Here is an 18,470-nt window from a genome sequence, read left to right on the forward strand (position 1 = left end):
AAGCGCCGCGCCGCCCGGCGGCGCGGCGGAAAGGACGCGGGACGATGAAACGACTTTTTTTTCTGGCGGCGGCGCTGCTGCTCATTTGGGGACTGCCGCTGCCGGTGCGCGCCGCGCCGCTGAGCGACGAGGTGCAGGGGCAGCTGGAACAGCAGCTGCAGAGCCTCGGCGCGCAGGAGCTCGCAAACGAGCTGCCGGGGGAGGCCAGGGACATCCTCGAGGAGCTCGACCTTGGCGAAATCGACCTCGGCGCGCTGCTCTCCCTCTCGCCCGGGGACTTCGTGCGGGTGGTGAAAGCGCAGGTGAAGAACACGGTGCAAAAACCCCTGGCGACGCTCGGAATGATCGCCGGGGTGGTGGTGCTCTGCGCACTGGTGGACACTCTGAAAAGCGGACTTTCCAAGGGGACGCTCTCCCCGGTTTTCTCCACCGTTTCGGTGCTCTGCGTCATCACCGTGATCGCGAAGCCGATCGGCGGGTGCATCGTCGGGGCGGCCGAGGCGATCCGCGGGTGCGCAAACTTCATGCTCTCCTTTATCCCGGTCTTCTGCTCGATCGTCACGGTGGGGGGCGCGCCGGTGACGGCGACGAGCTATAACCTGCTGCTCTTCTTCGCTTGCCAGCTGATCTCGAGCTTCGCTTCGAGCGTGCTGGTCCCCTTCATGGGGATCTATATGGGGCTTTGCGTGGCCGGCAGCGTGGGGGAGGATATCGGGGTGCTGCCGCTGGCCAAGGGGGTGCGCTCCTTCGTCACCTGGAGCCTGACGCTTACGATGACCGCCTATGTGGGGCTGCTCTCGATGCAGACGCTGGTCTCGGTGGGCGCTGACAATGCCATGCTCAAGACCGGTAAATTCCTGGTGGGGAGCTTCGTGCCCATCGTGGGCGGGGCGATTTCCGAGGCGCTCTCGGCCGCGCAGGGGGCTCTCCACCTGCTCAAGAGCGCGGTGGGCGCCTTCGGGATGGTGGCCGGGGCCGCGGCCTTCCTGCCGATTTTGGTGCGGGTGCTGCTGTGGTATTTTACGGTCAAGGTGGCCGCCTTCCTGGCGCAGACGCTCTCGCTCAAAAAGCTGGGGAGCCTGCTGGGCGCCTGCTCGGATTGCCTGGGGACCATGCTGGCGCTGCTCTTTTCCTTCCTGCTGCTGATCCTCGTCTCGATCATCCTGCTGCTGAGCTTCAGCGCGACGATCTGAAAGGGGGAGTCATGATGGAAACCATCCGCCAGTTCGCCGCGATGGTCTGCGTGGCGGCAGTCGGCTGCTGCGCCTTGCGCCTGCTGCTGCCGCAGAGCGCCCTGGAACCGGTACTCCGGGTCATCCTTTCGGCCTTCTTCCTGCTCTGCCTGCTGCTGCCGCTGCGGGGGATTTCCCTGCCCGAGTTTTCGGCGGGCAGCGCCCTCTTCGAGGGGGAGGTGGCGGGGGGGCAGCAGCAGCTCTCGGAGCGCCTGCGCGAGCAGGTCGAGCAGGCCGCGGGCGACAACCTGCGCACCGTCATCGACGAGAAGCTGAAGAAGTTTGGAATCAGCGGGACAAATATAGGGATAAAGATTCATACAAGCACTGCGGGAAGCATAGATATTACTGGAGTGGAGCTAATGCTCCCGCAGGAATATGCTCACCTGAGCGAAAAGGCAAGGGCGTATGTAGAGGATGAGCTTGAGCTTCCCTGTCAGATCGGGCTCATCGGGGAGGACAATGAAGATGGAACTTAAAGGAGGAACCCTTCGTCTGCGCGAACTCTTTGCGGGGGACAAGAAGGTGCGCCTGATCGTGGCGGTCGGGATTTTGGGGATGGTGCTCATCCTGCTTTCGCAATTTCTGGACTCGCCCAAGGAAAAGAAGGTCGCAAGCGACGAAACGGCGGTCGGCAGCGAGGAATACACCTCGCAGATGGAACAGAAGCTGGGCACGCTCATCAGCGGGGTCGAGGGGGTGGGGAAGGCGAAGGTGATGATCACGCTCGAAAGCTCGGCCCAGATGATCTATGCGACCGAGGAGAAGACCCAGAACGACCAGATGCAGGACGTCTCCGGGGAGGGCAAGCAGAAGACCCAGCAGAGCGACAACCGCCAAACCAGCTATATCCTGGTGGATAAGGGCTCGGGCAGCAAGCAGCCGCTGGTGACCACCCGGCTGGAGCCCACCGTCAAGGGGGTCGTGGTGGTCTGTCCCGGGGCGGACAGCCAGGTGGTGCGCGCGCGGGTGGTGGACGTTGTGACCACCGCGCTGGGAATCGGCTCGAACAAGGTCTGCGTGGTCAAGTACGGCGGATAGCCGTTATAGATTGTCCCATATAAACCTTAGCATATTATGAAAAATTCGAGGAGGGCATATCCACATGAACATGATCATTTCTAAGAAACACATCATCCTGGCGTCGCTGGTGATGGCGCTTTGTGTGGCAGTATATCTCAACTACCGCTTCAACCAGACCGGCGAGGACCTCGTGGCGACCGGCACCGTGCAGGAAACCAAGAGCTACGGCGAGGCGCAGTTCGTCGAGGGCACCGCCACCGGCGAGGACGCCAAGGACACCGAAGCCTATTTTGCCGAAGCCAAGCTCACCCGCTCGCGCAGCCGGGACGACGCGGTGGACGCGATGACCACCATGCTCAAGGACAGCGCCCTTTCCGCCGATGAAAAGGCCGAGCTGACCATGAAGGCCGCCGACATCTCGAAATCCATCGAAACCGAGGGCAAGATGGAGAACCTGATCAAGGCCAAGGGATTCGAGGACTGCATGGTCTACTACGACGGGGAGAAGGAAAAGGTGGATGTGGTGATCAAGACCGGCGGCCTGCTCGATAACGAAGTGGCCCAGATCCGGGATATCGTGGTGCAGGAGACCGGCGCGCCGGTTGAAAATATTGCGATTGTCGAAGTAAAATAGGTTGAGCTTTCGCGAAAGTGTGGTATAATAAACCATAGATTATCCACAAACGTTTATTTTACCACAGGAGGCTTTGCGGCGCATGGAGAATATGCAGGCTAAAACTCAGGGCAGTCTCAGGATTTCAAAGGACGTCATTGCGACCATCGCGAGCTGTGCCGCCACTGAAATCGCGGGCGTCGCGGGACTGGCGACCTATACCACCAACATCCGCAACCTGTTTACCAAGAACGCGGTGAACAAGTCGATCGCGGTGGAGCTCAGCGACGAGGTCGCCGAGATCGCGGTCCATCTCAACCTTCATTTCGGCGCAAAGATCCCCGCCGTGTCCGAGGCCGTGCAGCGCGCGGTGAAGGAAGCGGTGCAGAATATGACCGGGATCACCGTCTCGAAGGTGAACGTCTACATCGGGGACATCACGTTCCCCCAGGTCGCGCCCCCGTCCGCGGCGGCGGTCCGGGAATAAAGAGAGCATGGCACGCCATCCCGGGGCCTTCCTGGCCCCGGGACGGTTTTGCTTTTATGATTATAATTGAGACAAGATAGAAAAAGCGGAGGAATGGCCGTATGACCAGAAGCGAAGCGAGAGAGCTTGCTTTTATCCTGATGTTTGAAAAGACCTTCACCGACGACAGCTTCGAGGAGATCATTGAGAAAGCCACCGAGGGGCGGGAGCTCAGCCTCGACAGGTTCGCGGCGGAGCTGGCCCAGGGCACCTATAGCCACCTCGGGGAGCTGGACGAACTGATCTCGAAGAACTCCCAGAACTGGAAGATTTCGCGCATCTCCCGCGTCGCGCTCTCCGCGCTGCGGGTGGCCGTCTATGAGATGCTGTATGAAAGGAATATTCCGCGCAGCGTTTCGATCAACGAGGCCATCGAGCTGACCAAGAAATTCGCCACCCCCGAGGACGCCTCCTTTGTCAACGGGGTGCTCGGCGCGGTGGAAAAGTCGCTGCCGCCCGAGGAGCAGAAGAATACAAAGTAAGAAGCAAAAAGAGCCGGGACCATATGGTCCCGGCTCCTTTTTATTGTCCGAAAGATTACTCCTCATCCTGCGAGGGCTCCTCTTCAGAAGAGTCCTCCGACGACGACTCTTCCTCATCCTCCTGCGTGCCCTGCTCCTCGCTGGAGGAGGGCTCCGAGACGGACGGGGCGTCCTCCCCGCCCGAAGCGGATTCGGCCGGCGTGGCCGGTGCGACGGTCTTGGCGGCGGTCGCCGCCAGCTCGACCGCCTTCTTGAGCTGCGGGTCGAATTCCAGCAAGGTTTTAAGCTGCGGGTCCTGTGCGGGCGGGTCGAGCGCCTCGAGCGCCGCGGCCTGGTCGGGGGTGAGCTTCACCTCGAAGTCCGGCTTGACGCCCACCCCGTCGAAGGAAAGCCCCGAGGGGGAGTTGTATTTGGCCACGGTCACATCGATGGCCGAGCCGTCGCTGAGCTGCTGGGTTTCCTGCATGGAGCCCTTGCCCATGGTGAGTGTGCCGACCGACTTAACCCCCAGCTGCTCGTAATCCTTGAGCGCCTGGGCGAACAGCTCGGCGGAGCTGGCGGTTTTCTCGTTGGTGAGCACCACCATCGGCAGGTCGATGAACGCCGGATCGGAGGTGGCGAGCACCTGGGTGCTGCCGTCCTTATAGGTGGCGGAGACGATGTCCCCCTGCGGCAGGAGCTTGTCCAGAATCCGGGTGGCCTGGTCGATCGGCCCGGTCTGGTTGCTGCGAACGTCGAAGACCAGGGAATTGGCTCCCTCGCTGACCAGCTTGTCCACCGCGCGGCTGAACTGGTCGGCGGTGTTGGCGCCGAATTCCACGATCTGCACATATCCGACCCCGTCCTCGGTCATGTTGGTGTAGACGGTGGGCTTCTCCACGTCGCGGCGGGTCAGCGGATGGGGGGTATCCACATTGTCGCGGCGCACCACCACGTCGATCTGGGTGCCCGCCTCGCCGAGGATGGACTGCTGGAGCTCCTCACAGTTGTCCTTGGTCACGTCGGTCTCGTCGATCCGCACGATCAGATCGCCCGGCTGGATGTCCGCAGCCAGGGCGGGGGACTCGGGGTAGACCTCCTCCACCCGGATATAGCCAGTCTCGTCCAGGGAGGTGACCACGCCGATCCCCACCGATTTTGACAGGCCGCTCTGGTTCTGGCGGGAGTATTCCTCCACCGTCAGGTATTTGGCATAGGGGTCGCCGGTGCCGGCCATGTAGCCCTTGGCCAGGCTGTCGGTCAGCGCGCTGTCGTCCAGATTCCCGTAGTAGTTCTGGCGCACCCACTTGTCGATCTCGGCCAGCTTGGAGTACATCGCCTCCCGCTCCTTGATGTTGTGTACCGTATCGTTGAAGGTCTGGCGGGAGTAGACCATCGTGACCGAGAAGGTGGCGGAGGCGATGATCGCCATCAGCGCGATGGCCGCCCCCAAAGAAATCTTTTTGTTCATCCTGACTCTCCATGTCCTTATTTTCGGCAGCCCCGGCATACGCCCTGGGGCGAAAACATAACATTTTACTTTGGTTAGTATAGCACAGTCGGCCTAAAATGTCATTAAAAGAATGTAAACAGAGAGCCGCGGCGAAGGGGCGCCCTTCGCCGCGGCTCTCTGTTCTAATGGGCTCCCCTTTTTTGCCTACCGCGCACAGGCGCAGGCGCAGGGGATCGGAACGGGCGCCATCATCTCATAGACCGCACCGGTGAGGGAGTGAACCTGCTCGAGCTCGGACTTTAAGCTGGCCAGGCCGTAGCAGGGGTTTTGTAGCAGCGACACGGCGTCCTCGCAGCTGTTGGCAGCGGCGGTGCCGCCGCAGCCGCACTGGCAAGCGCAGTTCTGGCGGGCACAGCGGCCCGCGTTTTCATAAGTCACATGGGAGAACCCGCCGGTATAGCCGCTGTAATCCACCTGGCGGCCCTGCGCCGCGCAGGCGGCCGAGCAGGGGAAGGGCTCCTCCGGGGTGGGAATGAAGCCGCCGCTGGCGACCCACGGATAGGCGCAGCCGCAGCCGTAGCCGGCCGCGCAGTTGTTCTTGTAGCAGCTGTAATTGACCGAATAGTTGGAGGTGCTGGTGGTGTCCAGGGCATAGGGGGTCGCACAGTTACAGCCGCAGCTATTTGAGCAACCGCATCCACAGCCACACCCGCAGCCACAGCCGCACCCGCACCCGCAGCCACAGTCGGGCTTGGCGCCGCAATTGTTAAAAGGACTGCAGTTAATGATGTTCATCTTGATTTCCTCCGTCTGAAACTACATGGATTTTGCCGCGCCGCACAAACCTTTCACAGTTCCGGCGCGTCGTCCGCCTCCCGGTAGCGGGAGGTGATATGGATACCGGCATCCAATTTGGATGCCACTCTATTATATGGCCCGGTGGGGAAGGCCGTTCATCAAAAAGACGATTCCCCGTCACACATCGCTTGCTTATTTCGGCGGGAGGAATGCTATAATAGAAAATAGATACATGCAAGGGGGCTTTTACAATGTCCGACAGACAAATCTACTACAATGGCAATATCCTGACACTGGAGAAAGGTGCGCCTGCCGAGGCGCTGCTCGTCGAAGGCGGGGCCGTCAAAGCGCTGGGGAGCTATGACGAGCTGCGCCTTGCCGCCGGGGACGGCGCTCGGCGCGTGGATCTTTTGGGCCGCACGCTGCTGCCCGCCTTTATCGACGCGCACAGCCACATCACCTCGCTGGCGAGCACCCTCGCCTCGGTCCCGCTTGAGGGGGCGAAGTCCCAAGAGGAGCTTGCGAAGCGGATACGGGACTATGTCGCCGCGCACGGGGTGCCCGCCGGGAAGTGGGTCACCGGCTTTGGCTATGACAACAACCTCCTGCCGGGAAGGGAGCACCCCGACCGCAGGCTGCTGGACGCCGCCGCACCGCAAAACCCGGTGGTGATCTCCCACGCCTCGGGGCATATGGGGGTGATGAACACCCAGGGCCTGCGGCAGATGGGGATTGCCGCCTCCACCCCCGACCCGGCGGGCGGAAAAATCGGACGGGAGCTGGACGGGGAGCCGAGCGGCTACCTGGAGGAGGCGGCCTTCACCGCGACCGCCGCGCGCATGCCGGAGCCTTCGCGGGAAGAGAGCCTGCGCCTGCTCGAAGAGGCGCAGAAGGTCTACCTGCGCCACGGGATCACCACGGTGCAGGACGGCTTCACCGCCCCCGCGCAGTGGGAGCTGCTGCGTCAGGCGGCGGAGGAAGGGAGGCTCATGGTCGATACCGTGGCCTACGCCGACCTTTGCGGCAGTCCCGGAATGCTGCATGAAAACCGGGACTGGCGGGAGTATCAAAACCACTTGAAGCTCGGCGGGTATAAAATTTTCCTCGACGGTTCGCCCCAAGGGCGCACCGCCTGGATGAGCGAGCCCTATCTCGGGGGCGAGCCGGGTTATCGCGGCTACCCGGCCCACGAGGATCAGCAGGTGCGCGCTTATCTGGACACCGCGCTGCGCGAGGGAGCGCAGCTGCTGGCCCACTGCAACGGGGACGCCGCCGCGCAGCAGTTCCTCGACGCTTACGCCGCCGCGCGGGAGCAAAACCCCGGCGCGCCGGACATCCGCCCGGTGATGATCCATGCCCAGCTGCTGCGGCGCGACCAGCTGCCGCGCCTGCGGGCGCTTTCGATGATCGCTTCCTTCTTCGTGGCCCATGTCTGGCATTGGGGGGATGTGCACCTGCACAACTTCGGCCCCGCGCGGGCGAACCTCATCAGCCCGGCGGCCAGCGCCCTGCGCGAAGGGGTGACCTTCACCTTCCATCAGGATACGCCGGTTCTGCCGCCGGATATGCTTGAAACGCTCTGGTGCGCGGTCTGCCGGCGCACCAAGGACGGGGTGCTCCTGGGCGAAAGCGAGCGGATCACCCCTGCCGCGGCGCTGGCGGCGGTGACCAAAAACGCCGCCTACCAGTATTTCGAGGAGGGGCGCAAGGGTACCCTTCGCCCCGGGAAGCTGGCCGACCTGGTAATCCTGGACCGGGATCCCCTACGGGTGTCGCCCGAGGAAATCCGGAATATCCGGGTGATGGAGACCATCAAGGAGGGGAAGACCCTTTACCGCTGCGAGGAGTGAGACAACATGAACTATGGAATCGTGGACCTCGGGTCAAACTCGATACGGCTGTCGATCTACGAGGTGCAGGATGGGCAGCCGCGGCTGCTGATCAATAAAAAAGAGATGGCGGGGCTGGCAGGCTACGTCAGCGGGGGCATCCTGGAAGAAACCGGAATCGAGCGCGCCTGCGCGGCGCTGGAGAGCTTCCATGAAATCCTCGGGCATTTCGGGATCAAAGAGATGCACGCCTTTGCCACCGCTTCGCTGCGCAACATTGAAAACCGTTCCGAGGCAGTGGCTGAGATCGCCCGGCGCACCGGGGTGAAGCTGGTGGTGCTCTCCGGCTCACAGGAGGCGCACCTCGATTTCGTGGGGGCGGCCCATACGCTGAGCCTGGACGAGGGGATGCTGGTGGACATCGGCGGTGGGAGCACCGAGCTGGTCCATTTCCGGCAGCGCCAAATCGTCCATCTGGTGAGCCTTCCCATCGGCTCGCTCTCGCTGCACAAGGCGTATGTCGAGGGACTGCTGCCCACGCCGAACGAGCGTAAGGAGATCAAGAAAGCGATCCGCAGGGAGTTTGACGCCTTGGACTGGAAGGACGCCGGGCGCTGCGACCTGCTTTGCGGGGTGGGCGGCACGGTGCGCGCGGCGCTGAAAATCAGCCGGGAGCTGTTCGGGGCGGCGAAGGGGGAAACCGCCTTTCCCGCCGGGAACGTGTCGCAGATCGTGCACCGGCTGCGCTCCCGGGACGAGGCCGAGCAGGCCGCGGTTTACCGGATCGTGCCCGAGCGCACGCCGAGCCTGCTGCCGGGGATGATGATCCTCAAGGAGACGGTGCGGCGTTTCGGCTGCCAAACGGTGGAGGTCAGCAGCAGCGGCGTGCGGGAGGGCTATCTGCTCGAACGGGTGCTGGGGGCACAGGGCTGATCCTCACGGGACCTATAGTGTGGATAGGCGGGGGTGTCGGATTTTCTGATCTTGATGCGGGGATAGGCACAGTGACCGAAAGCGTTTATATGATAACCCTTTCCCCTAAAAATAAAGTTGACATTCACTGAATGTCAACTTGAAAAAAATTTGGGATTCCAAAGGGTCAAACGACCCTTTGGCGGGGTGTGGGGCGGTGCCCCACGAACATATCGCGCCAGCGAAAAGGGGAAGAGGGAATCAAAGCGTCCAGTGGACGCTTTGAGGGGGAAACCCCGAGATGGGTTTCCCCTTGTTTTTGGGGAACCCCTCTTGGGGTTCCCCTCTCGGACCTCCACTGGAGGTCCGATTCACCCCTCCTACGCCTTTTTACGATTGATGAGGGCTCCTCGCCCTCAAACTCCCCGCCAAGGGGGCGCAGCCCCCTTGGAACCCTATTATTCAGGACGCGGGCTGAGCATGTCCGCTTTGTAAACTGGTTCTTTCGCGAATAGGGAGCGGCGGTCTGCCGCCTCGCCCTCAAACTCCCCGCCAAGGGGGCGCAGCCCCCCTTGGAACCCTATTATTCAGGACGCGGGCTGAGCATGTCCGTTTTGTAAACTAGTCCCTTCGCGAATTGGCTACAGCGCCTCGCTGTCGGCGGCTCGCCGCTCCTTGCAGAAGTGGTAGAATGCGAGGTAGTCCTCCATAAAAATATCATTTTGCAGGCAGACGAAGGAAAACTCCCGTCCGGCGGCAAAGCGCTCGATGGGGATTATAGCCAGTTCTCCGCTTTGCAGCTCCTTTGCCGCCACCTCGCGGTAGGCGAAGGTGATCCCCATCCCGGCCGCCACCAACCGTTTGATGGCCCCGAAGCTCCCCAACTCACAACGCAAAGGGAAGCTCGTGAGCGGGAGGTTGTGCTCGCTTAAAATGGATTCCAGCACCTCGCGGGTGCCCGATCCGCGCTCCCGCAGGATAAGCCTCTCCCCGACCAAGGCCCCGAAGGGAACGGGCTGCCGCGCGAGCGGGGAACCCCCCGCGCACAGTGGTACGAATTCCTCCTCGGAGAGCGGGAAGGAGGCGAAGTCTCGGCGGCTGAAATTCCCCTCGATAAAGGCGAAGGAGATTTCGCCGTGCTCCAGCGCATGCAGCAGGCTCTGGGTGTTCTGCACCGTCATCTGCACCTCGTCCTGCGGGTGGAGTGAGAGGTATCTTTCCAGCAGGGCGGGCATGACGTATTCTCCAATGGACAGGGTGGCCCCGAAACGCAGCCGCCGCCCTTCGGCGCGCGGCGCGCGCAGCAGCCGCATCGCCCGCTCGCTGCCGGCGCGCAGCCCCAGTGCACAGCTGCGCAGCAGCTCCCCCCGCTCGGTCAGGGAGAGGGACTTGCGGCTGTAGCAAAACAGCTTGCAGCCATATTCATTTTCTAAAAATTGGATGTGCTGGGTTACGGTGGGCTGGGTGATGTGCAGCAGCGCGGCGGTCTTGGTATAACTGAGGGTTTCGCAGAGGGTCAGAAAGGTCTGGATCCGGAAGTCGAGCATAGAAAGAATTCCTTTCCAATGTCATATATTATTTTTATAAATCGATTTATAAGAATTAATAATTTTATTTTATATTAAAAGAGGAGTATAATCAACCCCAGTGTGACAAAAAGGGGTTGGAGAAAATGACAAAGTGGTTGACGGTGGTAAAAGAGGTGCTGCCGGGGCTGGTAGTCTGTGTGATCCTGGGGATGCTCGCGAAATATGCGGCCACCTTCCTGCCGGCGGTGGGCGCGGCGATGTTCGCCATCGGCTTTGGAATCCTGCTGGGGAACACCCTGCTGGACCGGCCGGTGTTCGAGCGGGGCAGCAAGTTTTCCGAAAGCCGGCTGTTGGAATATTCCATCGTGCTCACCGGCGCGACGCTCAATCTCGGCGACGTGCTCTCGGTCGGGGCGGGCGGCCTTGGCTTCATCCTGATCCAGATGGGACTGACCATCGCGGCGGCCTACCTGATCGGGCGGGCGCTGGGCTTTGGCAAGAAGTTTTCCCTTTTGATGTGCGCGGGCAACGCGGTCTGCGGCTCGAGCGCCATCGCCTCGGTGGCGCCGGTGGTGAAGGCCGACGGGAAGGACAAGGGCTTGTCGATCACCATCGTCAACGTGACCGGGACCTTTTTGATGGTGCTGCTGCCCATCCTGTCCGGCTTCGTTTACCAGCACGAGGTGCTGCACACCTCGGCCCTGATCGGCGGCACTTTGCAGTCCATCGGCCAGGTGATCGCTTCGGCCAAATTTGTCAGCGACCCGGTGGTGGAGATGGCCACCGTCTTCAAGATTATCCGGATCATTTTTCTGGTGTTGGTCGCCCTGCTCTTTTCGCGGATGAACACCGAGGAGGAGGGCCCGCTCTTCGCGCGCGGCAGGCAGGAGGGACACGCGAAGGTCAAGGCGGGGGTCCCCTGGTTCATCATCGGCTTTTTCGTGCTGTGTGTGATCAATAGCCTGCATCTGATCCCCGGCATTTTGAGCGAGGGTGCGCACTTCGTCAGCAGCCAGTTCGAGATCATTGCGCTGGCGGCCATCGGGATGCGGGTGAAGTTCAAGGTCCTGCTCAGCGAGGGGCCCAAGGCCATGCTCTACGGCGCGCTGACCGGCTGCTGCCAGGTGCTCTTCGCGCTCGGGTTAATCTTCCTCCTGCTGCGTTAAGGGGATATTTTGCTTGACGTTTTTCCCATTTGCTGGTATAATTTCCAGTAATACGAAGCTGATGTCAAAAAAGAATTCTGCCGGGAGCGGGATTCTTTTTGCGTTTTTGGGGGGACATCTCTTCCTATTCGAAGGTGGGGGATCAGATGGAAAACAGGGAAGTCATCCTCTTCGCGCCGCAGGAGGCGCAAAGGTTTCTGACGCGCTTCGGGCGGGATTTCGAGCTGGCGGGGGAAAACGATGCGCCCGCGCTGCTTCGCCGGGCAAGCGCTGTATCGCCCCGCCTCTCGCTCATCCTGCTGGCGCTGCCGGGGGAGGAGTCGCTGGCGGCGCTCGAGGCCTTGGGGCGGGAGGAGGCGCTCAGGCGGGTGCCGGTCGTCGTCTTCTTGCCGGACGGGGCGCTTGAGGAGCGGGCGCTGCGGCTGGGCGCTTATGAGGTGCTGCTCGGCTGCCAAAGCGCGGCTGCGACGGAGCTCCGCCTGGCGCGCGCACTCGCCCATTCGCCTTGCGAGGCGAAGGCGCGCGCGCTCCAGGAGCAGGTGCGACTGGGGGAGGAGCGCTACCGGCTGATCATGGAAAAGTCGGACGGGGTGATCTTCGAGTGGGACATCGGGCGGGACCGGGTGCATTTCTCCGAGGTATGGGAGCAGCGCTTCGGCCATCCCGCCCAGATGGAGCATTTTTTGGGCGGCTTTGACGCGCAGAGCTTTCTGGAGCCGCAGGACGCGCCAATCTTTCGCGCGCTGCTCGAGCGGGTGCGCGCCGGCGCGCCCTATAGCGAGGCGACGGTGCGGGTGCGCAAGGGCGAGGGGAGCCTTTGGATGCGCGTGGGGCTGACCGGGCTCCGGGAGGAGTCCTTGCACAGCGCGGTGGGCATTTTGATCGATGTGGACCGGGAGATGCGCGAGGCGCAGCGCCAGCGCCGCCGCGCCGAGCGCGACGGCCTGACCGGGCTATATAACAAGACCACCGCCGAGGCGATGATCCGCGACTACCTGGACGGCGAGGGAAAAGGCAGGCTGCACGCGCTGATGGTCCTCGACTTTGACAACTTCAAGGCGGTCAACGACAGCTACGGCCACCGCTACGGGGACCGGCTTCTGGTCGAGGTCACCCGCAGGATCAGCGGGTTCTTCCGCGCCAGCGACATCATCGGGCGCGCGGGCGGGGACGAGTTCATCATCCTGATGAAGGACCTGCCGGGGCGCGTCCCGGTCGAGGAGCGCGCAAGAGAGCTCTGCGGCGCCTTTTTGCAGACTTCGCCCGGGGGGCAGGTCAGCGGCAGCGTGGGGATCGCGCTGAGCACCCCGCAGGGCGGCGGCTACGAGGCGCTCTACGAGCAGGCCGACCTTGCGCTCTACGAGGCCAAGCGGCAGGGGAAGGGCACCTTCTGCTTTTATAGCGGGGGGCTGCGGCGCGAGGGGGCTCCTTCCCCAAAATCCGACCGGCGCTGAGGGGAAATTTCTACATTTTACATGGTTGACAGGGCGGCGCCGAGCCTTTATACTGGATACAAAGAAGAGCGCTGCGTGCGACTGACGGGTAATTGTAGAATAACTACAGTGGAGCACGAAAGCGGATTGAGCCGACCGTCTGGGCGATTCCTGTGGGGAACCATGGGAATGGCCCTTTTGTTTTGCCAAAGGGGCCGCGAACATACAGGAGGTAGACATATGCAGCAGTGGGAAGGCTTTGCGCCGGGCAGATGGCAGGACAAGATCGACGTGCGGGATTTCATCCAGAAAAACTATACCCCCTATATCGGGGACGACGGCTTCCTTTGCGGCGCGACCGAGCGCACGGCGCGCCTGATGGAGAGGCTGAATACCCTGCTCAAGGTGGAGCAGGAGTTCGGCGGGGTGCTGGACATCGACACCACCACCGTTTCCTCTCTTACCAATTACCAGCCGGGGTATCTTTGCAAGGACGAGGAGCTGATCGTGGGGCTGCAGACCAACCGCCCCTTAAAACGCGGGGTCAACCCCTTCGGGGGGATCCGCATGGCGCGCAGCGCCTGTGAGAGCTATGGCTATACGCTCTCGCGCAAGATCGAGGACGAGTTCACCTACCGCACCACCCACAACGACGGGGTATTTAGGGTCTACACCGACGAAATGCGCCGCGCGCGCAAGAGCGGGGTGATCACCGGCCTGCCCGACGCCTACGGCCGCGGGCGGATCATCGGGGACTACCGCCGGGTCGCTCTCTATGGGGTCGGCAGGCTGATCGCGGAGAAGCAGCGCGACAAGGCCGCCCTCGGCGAGGGCGAGATGAACGTGGATACCATTCGGCTGAGCGAGGAGCTCTACCAGCAGATCGCCTTTTTGCAGAAGCTCATTGAGATGGCCAAGATGTACGGCTTCGACATCAGCGAGCCGGCAAAGGACGCGCGGGAGGCCATCCAGTGGACCTATTTCGGCTACCTCGGGGCGATCAAGGAGCAAAACGGCGCGGCCATGTCGCTCGGGCGGGTGAGCACCTTTTTGGATATTTATCTCGAGCGGGACATGAAGAACGGGGTGCTCGACGAGAGCGGCGCGCAGGAACTGATCGACGACTTCGTGATGAAGCTGCGTATGGCGCGCCACCTGCGCACCCCGGATTATAACGAGCTCTTCGGCGGCGATCCGATGTGGATCACCGAGAGCGTCGGCGGGGTGGGGGAGAACGGCGTCCCCCTGGTGACCAGGAGCTCGTTTCGCTTTCTCAATACCCTGTATACCCTCGGCCCCGCGCCCGAGCCCAACCTGACCGTGCTCTGGTCGGAGCGCCTGCCGGAAGGCTTTAAGCGCTTTTGCGCCAAGGTTTCGGTGGACACCGATTCGATCCAGTATGAAAACGACGACCTTATGCGGCCCATCTACGGGGACGACTACGCCATCGCCTGCTGCGTCTCGGCAATGAAGATCGGTAAGCAGATGCAGTTTTTCGGGGCAAGGTGCAACCTACCCAAGCTCCTGTTGCTCTGTTTAAACGGCGGGCACGACCAGCTCTCGGGGATCGACATCGGCCCGAAGGGGGAGGTCTATGAGGGCGAGGTGCTCGACTACGATAAAGTGACCGCCCGGCTGGACGAGTACCGCGCCTGGCTGTGTAAGCTCTATGTCAACACCATGAACGTCATCCACTACATGCACGACAAGTACGCCTATGAAAAGACCCAGATGGCCCTGCACGACACCGACGTGCACCGCTTCATGGCCTTCGGGGTGGCGGGGCTGTCGGTGCTGGCCGACTCGCTCTCCGCCATCAAGTACGCGAAGGTAAAGGTGGTGCGGGACGGGGAGGGCTACATCAAGGACTTCGAGACCACCGGCGAATTCCCCAAGTTCGGCAACGACGACAGCCGGGTGGACGAGATCGCAGGGGAGCAGCTGCGCCTGATGATCGACGAGCTGCGAAAAACACCCGCCTACCGCGGCGCGGAGCACACCCTCTCGGTGCTGACCATCACCTCCAACGTGGTCTATGGCAAAAAGACCGGCTCCACCCCCGACGGGCGCAAGCAGGGCGAGCCCTTCGCCCCCGGCGCGAACCCCATGCATAACCGCGAGGAGGCGGGGGCCCTGGCCTCCCTTTCCTCGGTGGCCAAGCTCCCCTACGACTGCTGCCGGGACGGGATTTCCAACACCTTCTCGATCACCCCGGGGACGCTTGGGAAGACGAAGGAGGAGCAGGTGCAGAACCTGGTGGACATCCTGGACGGGTACTTTGGGAACCGCGCTCACCACATCAACATCAACGTGCTCAATAAACAGAAGCTGATCGAGGCCTACAACGATCCCGCCCTCTATCCGAACCTCACCATCCGGGTGTCGGGTTACGCGGTCAATTTCCACAAGCTCTCCCGCGAGCAGCAGCGCGAGGTCATCTCCCGCACCTTCCATGAGGCGATGTAGTTTTGCGCCTTTGCCGCAATTGGCGGCAGTTTCTCACGGCGGCACCGGCGCAAAACGTCCGAAGAGGGGAGGGTATTGGTGATGGAGGAGCTTTACGGACAGGTCCATTCCTTCCAGTCGATGGGCACCCTGGACGGGCCGGGCGTGCGCTCGGTCGTCTTTTTACAGGGCTGCCCGCTGCGCTGCTGCTATTGCCACAATCCCGACACCTGGGAGAGGGCGGGCGGCGTGCGCACCGGGGCCGGGGCGCTCTTCCAGCGGGTGCGCCGTTACAAGGGATATTTCGGCGCGCGGGGCGGAGTGACGGTATCGGGCGGCGAGCCGCTGCTGCAGGCGGCGTTTGTGCGCCGGCTCTTTTCACTTTGCCGCGGGGATGGGATCCATACCGCGCTGGACACCAGCGGATGTATCCTTGATGAGGAGGCAAGGGCCCTGCTCGACGTGTGCGATTTGGTGCTGCTGGACCTCAAGTTCACCACCGAGGAGGCGTACCGCGCGCATACCGGCGGCTCGCTCGCCAAGACACTGGGTTTTCTCGACGAGCTGGAGAAGCAAAAAATTCCGGTCTGGATCCGCCAGGTGATCGTACCGGGGTTTAACGACGACGAAGAGAGCATCGGGCGGCTCAACTCCTTGATCGCGCCTTATTCCTGCGTCGAGCGGGTGGAGCTGCTGCCCTTCCGGAGGCTCTGCCTGGAAAAATACCAGGAGATGGGAATTCCCTTCCCGATGGGAGAGACCCCCGAGGCCGACCCCCTGGCGGTGGCGCGGCTCCAGTCGCTGGTGCGGCTGGCAAAATAAAAGGGGAAACAGGGTACCCCTTCCGGGACGCTTACTGAAAAGGCATGCGGGCGGCAGATTCAATCTGCCGCCCGCAAGGCTTTCTAAACCGGTTTTATGGATGTTTTTGCGTAAAGATTTTGAGGACCGGGGCCGAGACCCGAGAGGAACTGCCGGTGGAGCGCTGAAAGAGGACGGTGCCCATTTCCCAATCCGAACCCAGCCCCGGAGGGAGGGAAGAGAAGCTAGTGAGGGCGGCGCAGCCCGCGTTGCTTGGCCCGGGGTTGACGGTGGCCTGGCCGAAAGCACCATACCAGGCACCGATCCCATAGGCGGGCGCGTAGCGTGCGGTGGAGAGCCAATAGTTGTTGGCGGAGTAGACGAGGCCGGAATAGCAGTTGCTGCCGACCCAGAAGGAGCTATCACCGGTAATGGCTCCGATCAGGCTTGGCCAAATCGAAGAGCCGTAATTCAGGTCGGCCATGTTATAGGTGTTGGTGATGATGCACTGCTTGTTATCACTTCCGCGGGCATAGGGCGTGATTCCGCCGATTAGGCGCAGGTCGGGACTGGTGCCGCTGCCCAGCGAAGTGTTCTGGATGGTTCCAGCAAAATAGCAGTTTGTGACGGTGGAATTCATTAGCCCGCCTGCGATTCCTCCGGTGGAGGGGTAGGCTGGCGCGACGTGATCGCAGGACATGATTTTTGCCTCCACAAAGCAGTTTTGGATAGTGGCGCCATCACATGCGCCGGCGATCCCGCCGACATTATAGCCTGTGATCCAGTTGGTGGTGGTAACGCCCACATTCTGAACGGTGCTATTATCCAGCCAGCCAAAAAGTCCGCCATTACCGGTCTCGTTGACTGAAAGATTTTTGATATAATAGCCGTTTCCGTCGTAAACCGCGCCACTGAGCTTGGAGGTCGCGCCGCCGGTTTGGGCCAATGTGATGTCGTTTTCCTGTAAAAAGGATTTTCCGGTATTGTGCTGGTCAATATGGCGCAGCTGCGCCTCGGTGCCCACCTTCCAAGGACTGCCTGAGGTACCGGCCCCGGAGCCGTAGCCGCCGGCTGAGAGGGCATGCTCACACCCATTAACAGTGACCGTCCCGGTCTCCGACACGCCCGAGCCGTCGGCGGCGGTGGCCTTCACCGTAACCGTGCCGTTGCTGCCGACCCCGCCGGTGACCAGGCCGGCAGCACTGATGGAAGCCACATTCCCCGAGTCCAGCGACCAGGTAATATTCCGGTTGAGGGCGTTCGCGGGGCTCACGGTGGTGCTCATCTGCACCGTACCGCCCTTGTCCACCGACTTTTGGGCAATGGTGATGCCCGTGACCTTCTGGTCGGTGACGGTAACGGTGTAGGGGGCGCTGGTCATTCCGTCCACAGTGGCGGTGAAGGTGGCACTGCCCGCCGCGGTGGCGGTCACCAGCCCGGAAGCGTTGATGTTGATGCTGGCGCTGCCGCCGGTCTTCGCCCAGGTCACCGCCGGGAAAGTGACGTTGGGGGGATCGGTGGTGGCAGAAAGCTGGGAAGTGGGACTGAGGTTGTCACTGGTGCGCACCAGGTTGTTGTTTCCGCTGACTGTCACCGAGGTGACAGCGATCCTGTCCTTGACCGTGACGGCGCAGCTGGCGCTCTTGCCACCCACGGAGGCTGTGACGATGGCGCCCCCCGGCGCGACCGCCGTAACCAGCCCGGTTTCATTCACTGTGGCCGCCGACAGATTGCTGCTGCTCCAGACCGGGGCGGCGTTGGGCGTTACCGTCGCGGCCAGCTGGACCGTCCTTGGCTCGGCCAGGGTGTAGATGGTGTAGTTCCCGGGACTGACCGACACGCTGCCGATGGTCACCACTGTAACGGTGCAGCTCGCCTTGTACTGCGCTGTGTCCGGCGCGCCCTTGATGTGGGCGGTGATCGTCGTGCTGCCCGCCGTCCTGCCGCTGGCATCGATGGTGGCGCTGCGCCCATCCGCCGCGACTGTCATCGCGGCGGCGCCGGGATCGCTGTTCGTCCATTCCAGCTCGTCGCTGGATACCCCGCCCGTCAGGGTGGCCGAGAGGGTGAACTGCGTCTCGGCCGCCGTGCCGCCGGTGAAGAGGGTATAGGCGGTGTGGCTCAGCGACACCCCCGTCACCGCCGAGACGTTGACCGTGCAGGTAGCCTTCACCTTGCCGCCATAGACGCTGGCGGTGACGGTCGCCGTCCCGCCGGTGTGGGCGGTGATGAGGCCGGGCGCGGCCACC

General features: G+C 62.3%; 16 protein-coding genes and 1 riboswitch. Of the genes, 12 read left to right on the forward strand and 4 right to left on the reverse strand.

Annotated elements, in window-relative coordinates:
* Positions 1-44 precede the first annotated feature (44 nt).
* The 6 genes from B5477_RS03635 (at position 45) to nusB (ending at position 3,876) form a co-directional block, all read left to right on the forward strand.
* Positions 45-1,193, forward strand: a complete 1,149-nt coding sequence (locus B5477_RS03635) for a stage III sporulation protein AE (protein ID WP_079698441.1) — start codon at positions 45-47, stop codon at positions 1,191-1,193.
* A 14-nt stretch (positions 1,194-1,207) separates the two neighbouring features.
* Complete coding sequence (locus B5477_RS03640) at positions 1,208-1,711, forward strand: hypothetical protein (protein ID WP_143533532.1); 504 nt, start codon at positions 1,208-1,210, stop codon at positions 1,709-1,711.
* Positions 1,701-2,273, forward strand: coding sequence for a hypothetical protein (locus B5477_RS03645; protein ID WP_079698443.1), 573 nt, complete (start codon positions 1,701-1,703; stop codon positions 2,271-2,273). The genes B5477_RS03640 and B5477_RS03645 overlap by 11 nt, the downstream gene beginning before the upstream one ends.
* 64 nt (positions 2,274-2,337) lie before the next feature.
* Positions 2,338-2,889 (forward strand): SpoIIIAH-like family protein, encoded by a 552-nt coding sequence (locus B5477_RS03650; protein ID WP_079698444.1) that lies wholly within the window; start codon positions 2,338-2,340, stop codon positions 2,887-2,889.
* Positions 2,890-2,971: 82 nt separating this feature from the next.
* Positions 2,972-3,355 (forward strand): Asp23/Gls24 family envelope stress response protein, encoded by a 384-nt coding sequence (locus tag B5477_RS03655; protein ID WP_079698445.1) that lies wholly within the window; start codon positions 2,972-2,974, stop codon positions 3,353-3,355.
* Between the two features lie 101 nt (positions 3,356-3,456).
* A complete protein-coding gene (gene nusB, locus B5477_RS03660) occupies positions 3,457-3,876 on the forward strand; it encodes a transcription antitermination factor NusB (protein WP_079698446.1) in 420 nt (139 codons plus the stop codon).
* A 55-nt stretch (positions 3,877-3,931) separates the two neighbouring features.
* On the opposite strand, the gene B5477_RS03665 is transcribed toward nusB, so the two are convergent.
* Together B5477_RS03665 and B5477_RS03670 are read right to left on the reverse strand one after the other, a co-directional pair.
* Positions 3,932-5,326: a S41 family peptidase gene (locus B5477_RS03665; RefSeq protein WP_159448914.1), complete on the reverse strand. Its 1,395-nt coding sequence runs from the start codon at positions 5,324-5,326 to the stop codon at positions 3,932-3,934.
* A gap of 186 nt (positions 5,327-5,512) precedes the next feature.
* Positions 5,513-6,103: a hypothetical protein gene (locus B5477_RS03670; RefSeq protein WP_079698448.1), complete on the reverse strand. Its 591-nt coding sequence runs from the start codon at positions 6,101-6,103 to the stop codon at positions 5,513-5,515.
* 254 nt (positions 6,104-6,357) lie between these two features.
* On the opposite strand from B5477_RS03670, the gene B5477_RS03675 reads away from it, so the two are divergent.
* Positions 6,358-7,956 carry an amidohydrolase gene (locus tag B5477_RS03675; RefSeq protein ID WP_079698449.1) on the forward strand — a complete coding sequence of 533 codons (1,599 nt, stop codon included), beginning with the start codon at positions 6,358-6,360 and terminating at the stop codon, positions 7,954-7,956.
* Between the two features lie 6 nt (positions 7,957-7,962).
* A complete protein-coding gene (locus B5477_RS03680) occupies positions 7,963-8,868 on the forward strand; it encodes a Ppx/GppA phosphatase family protein (protein ID WP_079698450.1) in 906 nt (301 codons plus the stop codon).
* 620 nt (positions 8,869-9,488) lie between these two features.
* Here B5477_RS03680 and B5477_RS03685 read toward each other — a convergent pair.
* Positions 9,489-10,394 carry a LysR family transcriptional regulator gene (locus B5477_RS03685; protein ID WP_079698451.1) on the reverse strand — a complete coding sequence of 302 codons (906 nt, stop codon included), beginning with the start codon at positions 10,392-10,394 and terminating at the stop codon, positions 9,489-9,491.
* 125 nt (positions 10,395-10,519) lie between these two features.
* Between B5477_RS03685 and B5477_RS03690 the strand changes: the two genes are divergently transcribed.
* The 4 genes from B5477_RS03690 (at position 10,520) to pflA (ending at position 16,242) form a co-directional block, all read left to right on the forward strand.
* Positions 10,520-11,542 (forward strand): YeiH family protein, encoded by a 1,023-nt coding sequence (locus B5477_RS03690; protein ID WP_079698452.1) that lies wholly within the window; start codon positions 10,520-10,522, stop codon positions 11,540-11,542.
* A gap of 146 nt (positions 11,543-11,688) precedes the next feature.
* Positions 11,689-12,996, forward strand: a complete 1,308-nt coding sequence (locus tag B5477_RS03695) for a sensor domain-containing diguanylate cyclase (protein WP_079698453.1) — start codon at positions 11,689-11,691, stop codon at positions 12,994-12,996.
* A 67-nt stretch (positions 12,997-13,063) separates the two neighbouring features.
* Positions 13,064-13,148, forward strand: a riboswitch (ZMP/ZTP riboswitch).
* Between the two features lie 67 nt (positions 13,149-13,215).
* A complete protein-coding gene (gene pflB, locus B5477_RS03700) occupies positions 13,216-15,441 on the forward strand; it encodes a formate C-acetyltransferase (protein ID WP_079698454.1) in 2,226 nt (741 codons plus the stop codon).
* Positions 15,442-15,522: 81 nt separating this feature from the next.
* A complete protein-coding gene (gene pflA / locus B5477_RS03705) occupies positions 15,523-16,242 on the forward strand; it encodes a pyruvate formate-lyase-activating protein (protein WP_079698455.1) in 720 nt (239 codons plus the stop codon).
* Between the two features lie 94 nt (positions 16,243-16,336).
* Here pflA and B5477_RS03710 read toward each other — a convergent pair.
* On the reverse strand, positions 16,337-18,470 hold a 2,134-nt coding region (locus B5477_RS03710), incomplete at its 5' end, for an Ig-like domain-containing protein (RefSeq protein WP_187138716.1).

Origin of the sequence: Provencibacterium massiliense, from assembly GCF_900169495.1 — a bacterium.
In the GTDB taxonomy this organism is placed as follows: domain Bacteria; phylum Bacillota; class Clostridia; order Oscillospirales; family Ruminococcaceae; genus Harryflintia; species Harryflintia acetispora.

Bases quoted from the DNA above. Each gene is read 5' to 3' on its own strand.
- B5477_RS03635 (WP_079698441.1), top strand. From the start codon at position 45: ATGAAACGACTTTTTTTTCTGGCGGCGGCGCTGCTGCTCATTTGGGGA.
- B5477_RS03640 (WP_143533532.1), top strand. From the start codon at position 1,208: ATGGAAACCATCCGCCAGTTCGCCGCGATGGTCTGCGTGGCGGCAGTC.
- B5477_RS03645 (WP_079698443.1), top strand. From the start codon at position 1,701: ATGGAACTTAAAGGAGGAACCCTTCGTCTGCGCGAACTCTTTGCGGGG.
- B5477_RS03650 (WP_079698444.1), top strand. From the start codon at position 2,338: ATGAACATGATCATTTCTAAGAAACACATCATCCTGGCGTCGCTGGTG.
- B5477_RS03655 (WP_079698445.1), top strand. From the start codon at position 2,972: ATGGAGAATATGCAGGCTAAAACTCAGGGCAGTCTCAGGATTTCAAAG.
- nusB (WP_079698446.1), top strand. From the start codon at position 3,457: ATGACCAGAAGCGAAGCGAGAGAGCTTGCTTTTATCCTGATGTTTGAA.
- B5477_RS03665 (WP_159448914.1), bottom strand. From the start codon at position 5,326: ATGAACAAAAAGATTTCTTTGGGGGCGGCCATCGCGCTGATGGCGATC.
- B5477_RS03670 (WP_079698448.1), bottom strand. From the start codon at position 6,103: ATGAACATCATTAACTGCAGTCCTTTTAACAATTGCGGCGCCAAGCCC.
- B5477_RS03675 (WP_079698449.1), top strand. From the start codon at position 6,358: ATGTCCGACAGACAAATCTACTACAATGGCAATATCCTGACACTGGAG.
- B5477_RS03680 (WP_079698450.1), top strand. From the start codon at position 7,963: ATGAACTATGGAATCGTGGACCTCGGGTCAAACTCGATACGGCTGTCG.
- B5477_RS03685 (WP_079698451.1), bottom strand. From the start codon at position 10,394: ATGCTCGACTTCCGGATCCAGACCTTTCTGACCCTCTGCGAAACCCTC.
- B5477_RS03690 (WP_079698452.1), top strand. From the start codon at position 10,520: ATGACAAAGTGGTTGACGGTGGTAAAAGAGGTGCTGCCGGGGCTGGTA.
- B5477_RS03695 (WP_079698453.1), top strand. From the start codon at position 11,689: ATGGAAAACAGGGAAGTCATCCTCTTCGCGCCGCAGGAGGCGCAAAGG.
- pflB (WP_079698454.1), top strand. From the start codon at position 13,216: ATGCAGCAGTGGGAAGGCTTTGCGCCGGGCAGATGGCAGGACAAGATC.
- pflA (WP_079698455.1), top strand. From the start codon at position 15,523: ATGGAGGAGCTTTACGGACAGGTCCATTCCTTCCAGTCGATGGGCACC.